At 73.6% G+C, this 12750-nt stretch carries 14 protein-coding genes and 1 pseudogene; 7 read left to right on the top strand and 8 right to left on the bottom strand.

Features of this window, described 5'->3' with window-relative positions; genetic code table 11:
* The 4 genes from WDV06_RS33405 to WDV06_RS33390 all read right to left on the bottom strand — a co-directional run.
* Positions 1-360, bottom strand: a 360-nt coding sequence (locus WDV06_RS33405) for a hypothetical protein (protein WP_395513571.1), incomplete at its 3' end; no start/stop codon positions are given.
* Between the two features lie 22 nt (positions 361-382).
* A complete protein-coding gene (locus WDV06_RS33400) occupies positions 383-727 on the bottom strand; it encodes an STAS domain-containing protein (RefSeq protein WP_395513570.1) in 345 nt (114 codons plus the stop codon).
* Between the two features lie 118 nt (positions 728-845).
* On the bottom strand, positions 846-1121 hold the full coding sequence (locus tag WDV06_RS33395; protein WP_395513569.1) for an isoamylase early set domain-containing protein: 276 nt from the start codon (positions 1119-1121) through the stop codon (positions 846-848).
* A gap of 275 nt (positions 1122-1396) precedes the next feature.
* Positions 1397-1816, bottom strand: coding sequence for a hypothetical protein (locus tag WDV06_RS33390; protein WP_395513568.1), 420 nt, complete (start codon positions 1814-1816; stop codon positions 1397-1399).
* Positions 1817-1980: 164 nt separating this feature from the next.
* On the opposite strand from WDV06_RS33390, the gene WDV06_RS33385 reads away from it, so the two are divergent.
* Together WDV06_RS33385 and WDV06_RS33380 are read left to right on the top strand one after the other, a co-directional pair.
* Positions 1981-3132 (top strand): hypothetical protein, encoded by a 1152-nt coding sequence (locus WDV06_RS33385; protein WP_395513567.1) that lies wholly within the window; start codon positions 1981-1983, stop codon positions 3130-3132.
* Between the two features lie 158 nt (positions 3133-3290).
* Positions 3291-3986 carry a hypothetical protein gene (locus WDV06_RS33380; protein WP_395513566.1) on the top strand — a complete coding sequence of 232 codons (696 nt, stop codon included), beginning with the start codon at positions 3291-3293 and terminating at the stop codon, positions 3984-3986.
* A 527-nt stretch (positions 3987-4513) separates the two neighbouring features.
* On the opposite strand, the gene WDV06_RS33375 is transcribed toward WDV06_RS33380, so the two are convergent.
* Positions 4514-4642 carry a hypothetical protein gene (locus WDV06_RS33375; protein WP_395513565.1) on the bottom strand — a complete coding sequence of 43 codons (129 nt, stop codon included), beginning with the start codon at positions 4640-4642 and terminating at the stop codon, positions 4514-4516.
* 171 nt (positions 4643-4813) lie between these two features.
* Positions 4814-5944, bottom strand: a complete 1131-nt coding sequence (locus WDV06_RS33370; protein WP_395513564.1) for an NADH:flavin oxidoreductase — start codon at positions 5942-5944, stop codon at positions 4814-4816.
* Between the two features lie 202 nt (positions 5945-6146).
* On the opposite strand from WDV06_RS33370, the gene WDV06_RS33365 reads away from it, so the two are divergent.
* From WDV06_RS33365 to WDV06_RS33355, 3 genes are all read left to right on the top strand, one after another.
* Entirely contained in the window at positions 6147-6584 is a 438-nt protein-coding gene (locus WDV06_RS33365; protein WP_395513572.1) for a MarR family winged helix-turn-helix transcriptional regulator, read from the top strand.
* Between the two features lie 292 nt (positions 6585-6876).
* Positions 6877-7938, top strand: a complete 1062-nt coding sequence (locus WDV06_RS33360; protein ID WP_395513563.1) for a quaternary amine ABC transporter ATP-binding protein — start codon at positions 6877-6879, stop codon at positions 7936-7938.
* On the top strand, positions 7938-9734 hold the full coding sequence (locus WDV06_RS33355; protein ID WP_395513562.1) for an ABC transporter permease/substrate binding protein: 1797 nt from the start codon (positions 7938-7940) through the stop codon (positions 9732-9734). Before WDV06_RS33360 ends, WDV06_RS33355 begins: the two co-directional genes overlap by 1 nt.
* A gap of 127 nt (positions 9735-9861) precedes the next feature.
* On the opposite strand, the gene WDV06_RS33350 is transcribed toward WDV06_RS33355, so the two are convergent.
* Positions 9862-10395 (bottom strand): MarR family winged helix-turn-helix transcriptional regulator, encoded by a 534-nt coding sequence (locus WDV06_RS33350; protein WP_395513561.1) that lies wholly within the window; start codon positions 10393-10395, stop codon positions 9862-9864.
* Positions 10396-10513: 118 nt separating this feature from the next.
* Between WDV06_RS33350 and WDV06_RS33345 the strand changes: the two genes are divergently transcribed.
* Positions 10514-11575, top strand: coding sequence for an alkene reductase (locus WDV06_RS33345; protein ID WP_395513560.1), 1062 nt, complete (start codon positions 10514-10516; stop codon positions 11573-11575).
* 102 nt (positions 11576-11677) lie between these two features.
* On the opposite strand, the gene WDV06_RS33340 is transcribed toward WDV06_RS33345, so the two are convergent.
* Positions 11678-12004, bottom strand: a complete 327-nt coding sequence (locus WDV06_RS33340) for a hypothetical protein (protein ID WP_395513559.1) — start codon at positions 12002-12004, stop codon at positions 11678-11680.
* Between the two features lie 485 nt (positions 12005-12489).
* On the opposite strand from WDV06_RS33340, the pseudogene WDV06_RS33335 reads away from it, so the two are divergent.
* Positions 12490-12750: pseudogene (locus WDV06_RS33335) on the top strand (CAP domain-containing protein); the annotation flags it as partial.

The following is a 12750-nucleotide window of genomic DNA, read 5'->3' as shown; positions in this document are numbered from 1 at the left end:
GGGGGGGCGCGCGGGCGGGGGGGCGGCCGCCCCGCCGGCCGCCCCCCCGCCGGGGCCGCCCCCCCCCCCCCCCCCCCCCCTCCACGGAGGGACGACCGCGGGACCGCCCGCGCGTACCGCCTCGACGACGGCCTCGTGGAACGCCCGGCTGGCCTCCTCGCCGGCGCACGCCACCGGACTGCCCGACAGCGTCAGCCAGTGCGCCCCGCCGCTGTACTGCACGGTGACGTGGGCCAGGCCCTCCGCCTCGGTCCAGGTGGTGTGGACGTCGAGTTCGCCGGTGAGGATCCCCTCCTCTTCCGTCCGTACGCCGCCCCGTCCGGCGAAGACGCCGAGCGTGGTCCACGAAGCCCAACTCATGTGCTCTCCCGCAGCGGTTCGGTCAGGACGGAGGGGCGGGGACGAGGGTGAACAGACCGGTCGAGCCCGTGAGCTCCAGCACCCGGACCATCTGGTGGCTGGGAGCGGCGAGCACGAGGCGGTGCCGAGCGGCCCTGGCCCGCTGCTGGGTCGCCAGCAGCACGTTCAGCCCCGAGGAGTCGCAGAAGGACGAGTCGCGCAGGTCGACGACGATGTCCGCGCCGTCGGGGGCCTCGTCCAGGGCTGCCTTGAGCATCGCCCTGAGCTGCTCCGCGTGACCGAGATCCATCTCCCCGCTCACGTGGACGGCGTGCGGTTCCGCGCTGCGGGCCGCGGGCCGGCCGGTGCGGTCCTTTCCACTGGTCATGGCACACCTCCTGTATCCCGGGCATCTGCCCGGGGTGCGGTCGCCCATGCGTGCCGGTGGCCCGGCCTCCGGTCTCCTGCTCCATCCGCGTGCCCTCCTGCCGCCGCGCGAGGGCACCTCAGGTGTGGATGCGGCTGTTGGCCCCGTCATGACCGTCGGCCTGCTCGTCGTCGAACCAGTAGTCGCCCGCCGCCAGGTAGCGGAACGAGTGCCCGCTGTGGGCGGGGAGCGTGACCGTGGCCGCGCGCATGCCGTCGGCGCGGACCTCCAGCGGGTGCGCGGCGGGGTTCCAGTGGTTGAAGTCCCCCACCACGCTGACCGGACCGGCGGGTTCGTCGCCCGGGAGGACGAAGGTGACCTGGGTGCGGCCCTTGAGCTTCTTACGTTCGAGCACCGGCGAGACTCCCCGTGGGTGGCGCTGGCAGAGGCCCATGCACCCTCGCACGGTCCCGCCCGTTCCGGCCCCGCCACGCCGCCCGCCACGGGATCCGTCACTCACCCGGCCCCGGACCCCCCGCCCGCCGCCGTCCCGGGGCTGTAGGTTGCGTTCCATGCGAACGGGCGCCACGTCCCGGTCGCTGAGGGCCCGGGCCCGCAGGGGCACCTGCCGCCGGGCGGGGGCGAGCTCGCCGGTGGTCCCACTTGCGCCGCCGCGTCGGGCCGGTGGGCCTACGGTGAGCCGGAACGGCCGGGCCGGGACCGCGGGCAGGACCGGCACACCCATTCCGAACGCCGGACCGCCGAGGGGCGGCGCCGCGACGCGTGGCCGGCGGCGCACAGGATGCGGTGGGGCACGTGGACCCCCTTCCACTCCGGCTCCACCAGCACCGCGCCCACCGCGGCGAGCCGGTCCCGGAACGCGGCCTCCGCCGCCTGCGGACACCGCCGGGCGCACACCCGGCAGATCCCCTGTCCCTGCTGGAGGTTGGCCGGCCGCGGCGCGACCAGATGCCCGGCGGCGCAGCGCACCGCGTGCGGAACCGAGTTGCCCAGCCAGGCCGCTTCGAGCAGCTGCGCGCCGGCCTCCGCCAGCCGGAGCCGGAACGCCGCTTCCGCCCGTAACGAGTGGGCGGGTCGTGGTGGTTGCACGTGATCCCCCGGAATGTGAGGAATCCACCGTACGCAGGAGAGCGTCCCCTCCGCACATCGCCCGCGCGGGGGAGCGGCACGCCGACGCGTCAACGGTCCGCCACCGGCCCGGGCGGGAGGGGTGGGGGGAACACCGGGCGCGGGTAAGGGCGTACGGTGCTGCTGTGATCACAGGCGAGACGACGACACCCGGTACCGCGCTGCTCCTGGCGGCCGCCCCGCCCGGCAAGGGCCGGCTGATCGACGCCACCCGCGTCCTGGCGACCCTCGCGGCCTGCCCGCCCCGCTCCCTGACCCGGACCGACGCGGGGACCATCGTCGAGCTGGCCGACCCGACCGATCAGCAGACCGTCCTCACCCGCATCCGCGCCGCCGCGGCCGCCCCGGGCCCCCTCACACTGCTCCTCGCCGGCCAGCTCCACCTCGACACGAGGCAGCACGGCATCCACCTGGCCCTCGCCCGCACGACGCCGTCCACCCTGCGCTACACGGGACTTCCCTGGGCCTGGATGGCCGGCGAGCTCAAACCGCGGCGCCCGGGCACCACCACCGTCCTCGTCGACCTGGTGGCGACACCGGAGACCTGGCAGAAGACCTGCGCGGAAGGCCTCACGCTCGGCCCCGGCATATCGCTGCACGGCCGCGTCGCCCCTCCGCCGCCCCGCAACCGGGTCGCGGCCCCGGCCTACCTCCAGGCCGTGGCCGGCATCTGGCGCAGCGGCCTGACCCCGCCGCTGGCCGAGCTCCACGCGAAGGCCGCCGCCCAGGCCGGCCAGGACCAGGCCGGGGCCCTGTTCCTCGCGGTGGAGGCCGCGCCGGCACCCGCCCCGTTCGCACCGACGGCGCCGGTCGCCGCGGTGACCCCCGAGGACCCGCTTCCCGCGATCCTGGCGGCCGCGCGTGCCGGGCACCACGAGCGGGCGGCCTCGCTCGCCGCCCAGTGGGAGGACTGGGCGGTGCGCACCTACGGTCCGGGGTCGGTCCAGGCCGTCCACTGGCTGGAGGTCCGCGCCGACCTCGCCCACGTCGCCGGTGACCCGGCGGCCAGCTGCGCACTGTGGATGGCGGCGGTCGACGCCCGGCTCGCCCGCCACCAGGCCGCGGACGCCCCCGAGGTCGAGGCCGCCGTCGACCGTGCCCACCACCAGTGGCAGTCCGTCCGGGACGCGGCCAGGGCCCGGGAACTCGGCCCCCGCCTGGTCTCCCTGCGCCGCCGGGTTCCCGGACGGCGCCCGGGTGCGACGGAAGCCGTCCAGCGCCGGCTGGAACTGCTGCACACCATGCCGCGGGAACGCCGGACACAAGGGGCGGTGTAGCACCGCCGCCGCTCGCACCGCCGCCCGTCCGCCTGCGGGCGTGCGGGTGGCCGTCGTGGGCGCCCGGTTTCGGAATGGCTGGTTCCGGGGACGGTGTCCCAGCACCGCATGATCGTCCCGCGCCGGGACGGCACCCACCACGACAGCCGAGGAACAGCATGCGTTCGAAGGGCACGCGCCGGACGGTCGCGTCCGCCGCCCTCGCCGGGGTGGCCGTTCTCGTCCTGGCGGCCGCTCCAGGGGCCGCCGCCGCACCCCGGACGGGGGCCGCACGCCAGGAAGCCGCACCGGCGCCGCCCCCGCCCCGCCTGCCCCGGGACTTCCGCGGCAGGGGCAAGTGGATCGTCCGCGACCTGGACATCACGGTGCCGTTCACCTGGGAGGGGAGGGACGGCGACAGCCAGATGACCGCGGGGGGCCCGCAGTACCCCATCTGGTTCACCAACCTGATCCACCACGGCACGCTCTACACGCTGACCTACAAGTGGCCCGGCCTGAACGAGCATCCCTGCTCGCGCATCCCGGGCTTCGACCTGGAGGCGTTGAACCGGCTCTTGGAGGGGGCCCGGTTCGTCGGCCGGGAGACACTGCGGCGGACCCCCGAGCGGCGGGTGAACCACTGGAGGGTGGGCGTGGTCCTCCCGGACCTCCCTCCCGGCAACCACCCCCGGCTCCCGCTCGCCCTGGGCGACGTCTACGTCGACGAGCACGACCGGGGCACCTTCTGGCAGGTGCTGCAGTTCGGGGTCCAGAACCTCTACGACCCCGCGCTGGACGAGTGGCTGGTGATGGACACCTTCGAGCGGCGTCCCGGAACCGTGACCCTCCCCAAGAGGTGCGAACCGCCCGACTGACCCCTGGCCACCACCGCCGGCGTCGCCCTCGCCGGAATCGTCCTGGCGATGGTGCCCGGCTCGGCGCAGGCTGACGACGGCCTCGTCTCGCAGGCCTCCCGGGCCGCCAAGTACCAGGCCTACCTCGCGATGAAGGCGGCTCAGGGGGACGAGCGGGCCAAGGAGACCGCGAAGGTGTTCGCGGCCCTCTCGGACGCCAAGAAGAGCCGCTTCCTCGACCTGCTCGAAGACCGCACCGTCATCGCGCAGATGTTCGCCGCGGCCGAGTCCCCGGCCGCCTCCGGCATCACGCGTTCCGTGCTCGCGGGCGGCGACGTCGTGGTGGAACGCGAGTCCGCCGGCGGCGAGGACGCCGCCTCCCCGAACTCGACCGCCGCCCTGGCCGCGGCCGGCTACCACGACATGTGGGCCTCGTACGCGTACACCGACACCTTCCTGGGCGTGAAGGTCTCGCGCGTCTCGGTGCGCACCAACTTCCAGGTCAAGGGCAGGGACACCACGAAGGTGTACCCGGGCAGCGCCTACCACTACCTGTACGTGCCCGGCTGCGACTTCTCCCACAGCCCGGTGAAGGAGTGGATCTCCTCGCCGCCGGCCGACAACGCGCAGAGCGAGACGATCTGGACGGCGTCCTGCTGGGGCAGCTCCTGGGACAAGCGCGAGCGCGTCTGGGGTGACTACCGCGGATTCGTCGGCGGATACCTGAAGGACGAACAAAGAAATTCCGGGGCCGGACGCCCGCGGTCCTCAGGACTTTTGTTCCCGCCCTGCTCGCGGATTTCCCCGCCTCCCGGTGGAGGCGGGAAAATCCGCGTTCCGGGTTTTTGTCACCGGCTGAGCGACTTCAGGGCGGCCGCGTCGTACGGCTTCAGCTCGTCGAAACGGTTGCCGAGCACCTTCGCCGCCCACTGCGGGTCCTGGAGCAGCGCCCGGCCGACGGCGACCATGTCGAACTCCTCGCGTTCCATGCGGTCCAGGAGGTTGTCGATGTCGCCCAGCGCCGCGCCCTCGCCCGCGAAGGAGCGGAGGAAGTCGCCGTCGAGGCCGACCGAGCCGACGGTGATGGTCGGCCGGCCCGTGAGCTTCTTGGTCCAGCCCGCCAGGTTGAGGTCCGAGCCCTCGAACTCCGGCAGCCAGTAGCGCCGGGTGGAGGCGTGGAACACGTCGACCCCGGCCGCCGCCAGCGGCGCCAGGATCGCCTCCAGCTCTTCGGGGGTCTGCGCGAGCCGGGCGTCGTAGGCCTCCTGCTTCCACTGCGAGTAGCGGAAGATCACGGGGAAGTCGGCCGGGACCCGCTCGCGGACCGCGGCCACGATCTCCGCGGCGAACTTCGTACGGGCCACCGCGTCGCCGCCGTAGGCGTCGGTGCGGCGGTTGGTCCGCTCCCACAGGAACTGGTCGAGCAGGTAGCCGTGCGCGCCGTGCAGCTCGACGCCGTCGAAGCCGATCCGCACGGCCTCCGCGGCGGCGTCGGCGAAGGCGCCGATGACGTCGTCGAGGTCGGCGCGGGTCATCGCCCTGCCCGTTCCCTCCGTCCCGTCGACGCGGATGCCGGACGGGCCGACGGCGGGCGCCTCGGCGTACGGGGCGTCGCCCTGCTTGCGCACCATGCCGATGTGCCACAGCTGGGGCACGATCGTGCCGCCCGCCTCGTGCACGGCCGCGGCGACCTTCGACCATCCCGCCAGCTGCTCCTCCCCGTGGAACCGCGGCACCCGGTCGCTCTGGCCGGCGGACTCGTGGCCGACGTAGGTGCCCTCGGTGACGATGAGGCCCACACCGGCCGCGGCCCGGCTGGCGTAGTACGCCTGTACGTCCTCGCCCGGCACGCCCCCGGGGGAGAACATCCGCGTCATCGGTGCCATCGCGATGCGGTTGGGGACGGTCAGGCCGTTCAGCGTGACGGGCCGGGAGAGCATCTCTGCCGCGCGGGAGGCGGTGGACGTGGTGACGGTCATGCGGGTCCTCCGGGTTGAGGCTGTGGCTCGTCGGATGCCAACGAGAAGTGCATAGTACACACGTTATGTATCATGCATATTGCCGCGTCCGGCCCTCGTCCCGCCGCCGTGCCGGCGCGGGGGCGCCGGACGACGGGTCGGCGATAATGGAGCGCCGGAAGGAGCGGGAGGCGCAGTGCTGGAGAAACTGGAGCGGGAGCTGATGCTGCTCTCGCGGCACCAGGTGCTGGCCCGGCGCGAGCGCGACCCCGAACGCCTGGAGCGGTCGGCGTACCTGCTGCTCAGCCGGATCGACACCCAGGGCCCCATGTCCATCGGGCAGTTGGCGGAGGCCTTCGGCCTCGACACCTCGACCGTGAACCGTCAGACGGCCGCACTGCTGCGCTGCGGGCTGGCCGAGCGCGTCGCGGACCCCGACGGCGGCATGGCCCGCAAGCTGCGCATCACCGCCGAGGGAGGGCGCCGGCTCGCGGGCGACCGCGAGGTCAACCGGTCCTGCCTGGCCCGGGTGGTCGCCGACTGGTCCCCCGAGGAGGTACGGCAGCTGGAGGAGGCCCTGGTCCGGCTCAACCGCAGCGCCGAGGCCCTCGAAGGCCGGTGCTGGCCGCGCGCCGAGGAGAACGGCCCCGCCGCCCCATGAGCGCGGACGCCCGCTCTCCGGGTCCGGCGGCGCCGGGCCGCACGGACACCGGGCGGGCCGGCCTCCTCCAGCGGGCGCGACGCGGCGCCGACACGTGAGGTAACTCACCTTTGCGTTTGCGCAGGTTAAGGCCGGGCAGGGGGGCCGCTGGAGCGGAACCCTGCACTCCGGTCTCTCGGGACGGCTGCGCAGGACACACGCGGGCAGATCCCGCCCCGCTCCACGGCCCGCCGTCCCCCGGTCCTCCGGAAGGCGGCGGCGTGCCGTTTCCGGTACGACTCGTGAGGTGTATGTGTCCACGCTCCAGGCCGAGCACGTCTACAAGGTGTTCGGAAGGACCCCCGGCGGCGCCGCGTCCGCGGTCCGCGCGCTCGCGGAGGGCGCCGACCGCGCGGCATTGCGCGCCGACGGTACGACGGCCGCTGTGATCGATGTCTCCTTCCGGGTGGAACCGGGCCAGATCTTCGTCGTCATGGGCCTGTCGGGATCCGGCAAGTCCACCCTGCTCCGCATGCTCAACGGGCTCCTCGAACCCACCTCCGGGCGGGTCCTCTTCGACGGCGAGGACCTCACCGCCCTCGACCCGCGCGCCCTGCGCCGCGTCCGCTCCACCCGGATCAGCATGGTCTTCCAGCACTTCGCACTGTTCCCGCACCGCAACGTGCTGGAAAACGCCGGCTACGGACTGGAGGTCCAGGGCGTCCCCCGGGCCGAGCGCGAGCGCAGGGCCGCGCAGGCCCTGGAGCTGTGCGGGCTCGGCGGCTGGGAGACGTCCTGGCCCGACGAGCTGTCCGGCGGCATGCAGCAGCGCGTGGGGCTGGCCCGCGCCCTGGCCACCGACGCCGACCTGCTCCTCATGGACGAGTCCTTCAGCGCCCTCGACCCGCTGATCCGCCGCGACATGCAGGACCAGCTCCTCGAACTCCAGCGCACCCTCAAGAAGACCATCGTCTTCATCACGCACGACCTCAACGAGGCCATGCGCCTCGGCGACGGCATCGCCGTCATGCGCGACGGCCGCGTCGTCCAGCAGGGCACCGCCGAGGACATCCTCACCCGCCCCGCCGACGACTACGTCGCCTCCTTCATCCAGGACGTCGACCGCTCGCGCGTCCTCACGGCCGACGCCGTCATGGCCCCGGCCCCCGACGGCTCCCGCCCCTGCGACTGCCCCACCGTGAGCGCCGACACCCCGCTCGCCGACGTGTGCGCCGTCAGCGTCCGCGTCCCCCACCCGGTCGCCGTCACCGGCGCGGACGGCGCCGTCGTCGGCTCCGTACCGCAGGGCCGCCTCGTCGGCTTCATCGGCGACGAGCGACGACCGCCGCTGCGCTGCACGGGGGTGGCCGCCTGATGCCCCGCCTGCACCTCGGCGCCTGGGTCGACGGCGGCGTCGGCTTCCTCCAGCGCCACCTCGCCTGGCTCTTCGACACCATCGGCTCCCTCGTCACCGCTCTCGACGACGGCCTCGACGCGGTGCTGTCGGCCCCCGCCCCGCTGCTGTTCGCCGGGATCCTCGCCGTCGCCGCCTGGTGGCTGCGCGGCCTGCTCGCCGGCCTGCTCGCCTTCGCGGGCCTCGCGCTCGTCGACTCACTCGGCCTGTGGTCCGAGGCCATGTCCACGCTGTCCCTGGTCCTGGTCGCGACCCTCATCACCCTGGCGGTCGCCGTCCCGCTCGGCCTCCTCGCCGCGCGCTCCGACCGCACCAGCGCGGTCCTGCGCCCCGCACTGGACTTCATGCAGACGATGCCGGCCATGGTCTACCTGATCCCCGGCATCGTCTTCTTCGGCGTGGGCGTCGTCCCGGGCATCATCGCCACCATCATCTTCTCCCTGCCGCCCGGTGTGCGGATGACCGAGCTCGGCATCCGCCAGGTCGACGGTGAACTCGTCGAGGCGGCCGAGGCCTTCGGCACCGCCCCCCGCGACATCCTGCTCCGCCTCCAGCTGCCCCTCGCCCTGCCCACGATCATGGCCGGCGTCAACCAGGTGATCATGCTCGGCCTCTCCATGGTCGTCATCGCGGGCATGGTGGGCGGCGGCGGACTCGGCGGAGCCGTCTACCGGGCCATCGGCAACGTCGACATCGGCCTCGGATTCGAGGCCGGCGTCTCCATCGTGATCCTGGCCATGTACCTCGACCGGATGACCGGAGCCCTGGGCCGCCACGTCTCCCCGCTCGGCCGGCGCGCCCTGGCCGGGGCGCGGTCCGCCGCCGGCGGCGCGGCCCGGCTGTGGAGTCACCGGCCCCAGCCCGTCCACGCCGTCACCGGGGTACTCGTCCTCGCCCTGGCCGCGGGCGCCCTGAACACGTTCGCCGGATCCGGCGAAGCCCAGGCCGGCCCGGCCGGCGCCGCGAACACCGGCAAGGGCCGCACCGTCTCCCTCGGGTACATCCCCTGGGACGAGGGCGTCGCGTCCACCTTCCTCTGGAAGGAACTCCTGGAGCGGCGCGGCTTCAAGGTCGACGCCCGCCAGCTGGAGGCCGGGGCGCTCTACACCGGCCTCGCGGGCGGCGGCATCGACTTCCAGACCGACTCCTGGCTGCCCGTCACCCACGCCCAGTACCGGGAGAAGTACGGGGACAGACTGGAGGACCTCGGCTCCTGGTACGGCCCGACCTCGCTGGAGCTGTCCGTGCCCTCGTACGTCAAGGACGTGCGCTCCCTCGCCGACCTCAAGGGCAAGTCCGACCTGTTCAAGGGCAGGATCATCGGCATCGAGCCGAGCGCCGGCGAGATGTCGCTCCTCAAGGACAAGGTCCTCAAGGAGTACGGCCTGGACGGCGAGTACCGGGTCGTCGACGGCTCGACGCCGGGCATGCTCGCCGAGCTGAAGCGGGCCTACGACAAGAAGGAGCCCGTCGCCGTGGTGCTGTGGTCACCGCACTGGGCGTACTCCTCCTACCAGCTGACCAAGCTCCAGGACCCCAGGGGAGCCTGGGGTGAGGGCGACGGCATCCACACCCTCGCCCGCAAGGGGTTCGCACGGGACGAGCCCGAAGTGGCGCGCTGGCTGCGTGACTTCAGGCTCACCGAGGAGCAGCTGACGGGGCTGGAGGCGAAGATCCAGCAGACCGGCAAGGGCAGGGAGCAGCAGGCGGTCCGCGCCTGGCTGAAGGAGAACCCGGACGCCGTGCGGCTCTCCTGACACAGGACGCCCCACCCGGCCGGCGCGCCGGGGGCGCCGCGCGCGCGGAACCCCGTACGGGAACCGCGGGCGCGGCGCCCTCGCGCGTACGGGCGGCAGCCGCCGGCGCCCCGTGCGGCGCGGCCCCTCAGCCGTCCGCGGCCTCCGCCCGGCAGGGGGTGTCCGCGGCCGCCCGGGCGCAGAGCGCCCCCTCGACCTTCTGCAGCAGCCGCAGCAGCTCCGCGCCCTCGGCGCCGTCGAGCCCGGCCAGGGTCTGGCGTTCCAGCTCGGCCCAGGCCTCCCGGACCCGCTGGAGCAGACCGCAGCTGGTCTCCGTCGCCTCGACGAGGGAGGCCCGGCGGTCGGCCGGGTCGGGGCTGCGGCGCACGTGCCCGGCCTGTTCGAGGCGCTGGAGCATCTTCGTCACGGTGGAGGGGTCCAGGCCCACGCTCTTGATCAGCTCCGACTGACGCACGGGCCCGTTGTCCCACAGGTGCATCATCACGAACTCCTGCCCCGGATGCAGGCCCAGGTCCCGCAGCAGCCGCCCGGCGGCGATGCGGTGCAGCCGGGCCACCCGGCTCAGGGCGTGGCTGACCGGCCCGTCGAGTACCGCGCTCGGCGGCCCCGGACAGCCCTGCGGCGCGGTGCCGCCCCGCTCCTGCGCGACGTGCGTCGTCATCGTTCGGCTCCTCCGCCTGGTCGTCCCGCCAAGATTTTACCTTGGTCGGCCAAGGAATGGGTGTACGGTGGCTGCGAAGCCAATCATTGGCCGACCAATTAATTCTGTGAGGGCAGACATGACCAGCGCTTTCGACCCCATCGGCGTGGGTGCCACCCGGCTCGCCCATCGCATCGCCATGGCTCCGATGACCCGCAGCCGGGCCGCCGCCGGCGGAGTGCCGACGGAGCTGACGGCGGAGTACTACGCCCAGCGCGCCTCGGCCGGTCTCGTCATCACCGAGGGGATCCAGCCCTCGGTCGTGGGCCAGGGGTACCCGTTCACCCCCGGCCTGCACAGCGCCGAGCAGGTCGCCGGCTGGCGCCGGGTCACCGAAGCGGTCCACGCCGCGGGCGGCCGGATCTTCGCCCAGCTCATGCACACCGGCCGGATCGGCCACCCCTCCCTGCTCCCCGAGGGCCTGGTGCCGGTCGGGGCCTCACCCGTGGCGGCCAAGGGCCAGGTGTTCACCGCCGACGGCCCCCAGGACTTCGTCACCCCGCGCGAGCTGACCGCCGCCGAGGTCCGCCAGACCGTCGCCGACTACGCGACGGCCGCCCGCAACGCCGTCGAGGCGGGCTTCGACGGCGTCGAACTCCACGGCGCCAACGGCTACCTGATCCACCAGTTCCTGGCGCCCGGCAGCAACCTGCGCACCGACGCGTGGGGCGGCACCGTCGAGAACCGCATCCGCTTCGCCGTCGAGACCGTGGAGGCCGTGGCCGCCGAGATCGGCGCCGACCGCACGGCCCTGCGCGTCTCGCCCGGGAACCCGTTCAACGACATCGACGAGCCCGACCCGCGGCCGACCTACGAGGCGCTGGTCAAGCACCTCGACCGGCTGGGCCTGGCCTACCTGCACATCATGGAGCCCGCCGGTACCCGTGAGACCACCCTCGCCCTGCGCGGGCAGTTCTCCGGCCGGCTGATCCTCAACCCGGCCACCGAGGGGCCCACCGACCACCGCGCCCTCACCCTGATCGACCAGGGCGTCGCGGACGTCATCGCGTTCGGCTCCCTGTTCATCGCCAACCCCGACCTGCCGGCCCGGCTGCGCGCCGGCGGCCCTTACAACACCCCCGACGCGTCCACCTTCTACGGCGGCGACGCCCGCGGCTACACCGACTACCCGACGCTGTAGGACGCCACCCGCACTCCGCCCCGGCCCCCACCCCGGGCGCGTCGCCCGGGGTGGGGGCCGGACGCGTCGTGCCGCTCGGGGTGCGGGGCCGGGGGAGCCGTCTCAGTTGCCGATACCGGCGGTGCCGACGCCCGAGTTCCCGATGCCGTGGCTGCCGAGGCCGGTGTTCCCGAGGCCCGCGTTGCCCAGCCCCGAGTTGGCGACCCCGGCGTTCCCGACTCCCGAGTTGTCGATGCCCGCGTTCCCGACGCCCGAGTTGGCGATGCCCGCGTTCCCGATGTCGGAGTTGGCGATCCCGGCGTTCCCGACGCCCGAGTTCCCGATGCCGGCGCTGCCCACGCCGTCCGCACCGGCCGCGCCGGCTCCGCAGAGGGCCAGCACCGCCGCGGTGCCCAGCGCGGTCGTCACGCGGAGAAGAGTCGTGCGCATAGCAACATACCTCCCATTTCGGTGATCTTACCCGCCTATCCCTAACACACCCTTATGCCGAATATCAGAACAAACGTCAGGAGTCGCTGCACCGTCACCCTCCTGCGGTTCCGTGACATGAGACACAGCGCCTGTGGCGGTCCGGTCGGCGGTCGGAGATCATCCAGACGGACGCATATCGGCTTTTGTCTGTGTTTGCCATGGACATATCGCACTCCACCAGAAACGGAATTGTCGACTTTTATCTGCCCGCCCCCAACATGGCTGATGGGAGTCGGTTCCGGCGGTGCGTCAGGTTCACCCGGATGCGTCGCAACGGGTGCCATGCACGATTCCCCCGCCCTTTCAAGCCGCAGCACCTCACCCCCGGCGGTGCGCCCACGCCCCGGCTTGCCATCCCTCGACGGGGCTTCTCAGAATGGCGGCTCCTCCGGCGCCTCGCGGCCTTGGCGCCGGGAGCTCGCGATCACCGAGTGAGGTCACGCATGAGGAAGCACCGCAAGAAGACGCACTACCGGAAAATAGCCGTCGCCGTCGGCGCGCTGGCCGTCGTGGGCGTCCCCACCGCCGCCATGGCCTGCCTGGGCCCCCAGGAGACCGGCCCCGCACACACGGCCGCGGCCTGGCAGACCCCTTCCCCCGCCAGCCCGCAGGCACCGCCGCGGGAGCAGATCCCGGTCGGCGCCGAGCCCGCCACCGCGCTCGCCGAGGCCGCGCCGGGGGCCGCCGCGGGGCCCGCCGCCGGT

Source organism: Streptomyces racemochromogenes (assembly GCF_044129415.1).
Taxonomy (GTDB): Bacteria; Actinomycetota; Actinomycetes; order Streptomycetales; family Streptomycetaceae; genus Streptomyces; species Streptomyces racemochromogenes_A.
Note: the sequence above shows the minus strand (reverse complement) of the source record. Positions and strands in the feature narration are given on the sequence as shown.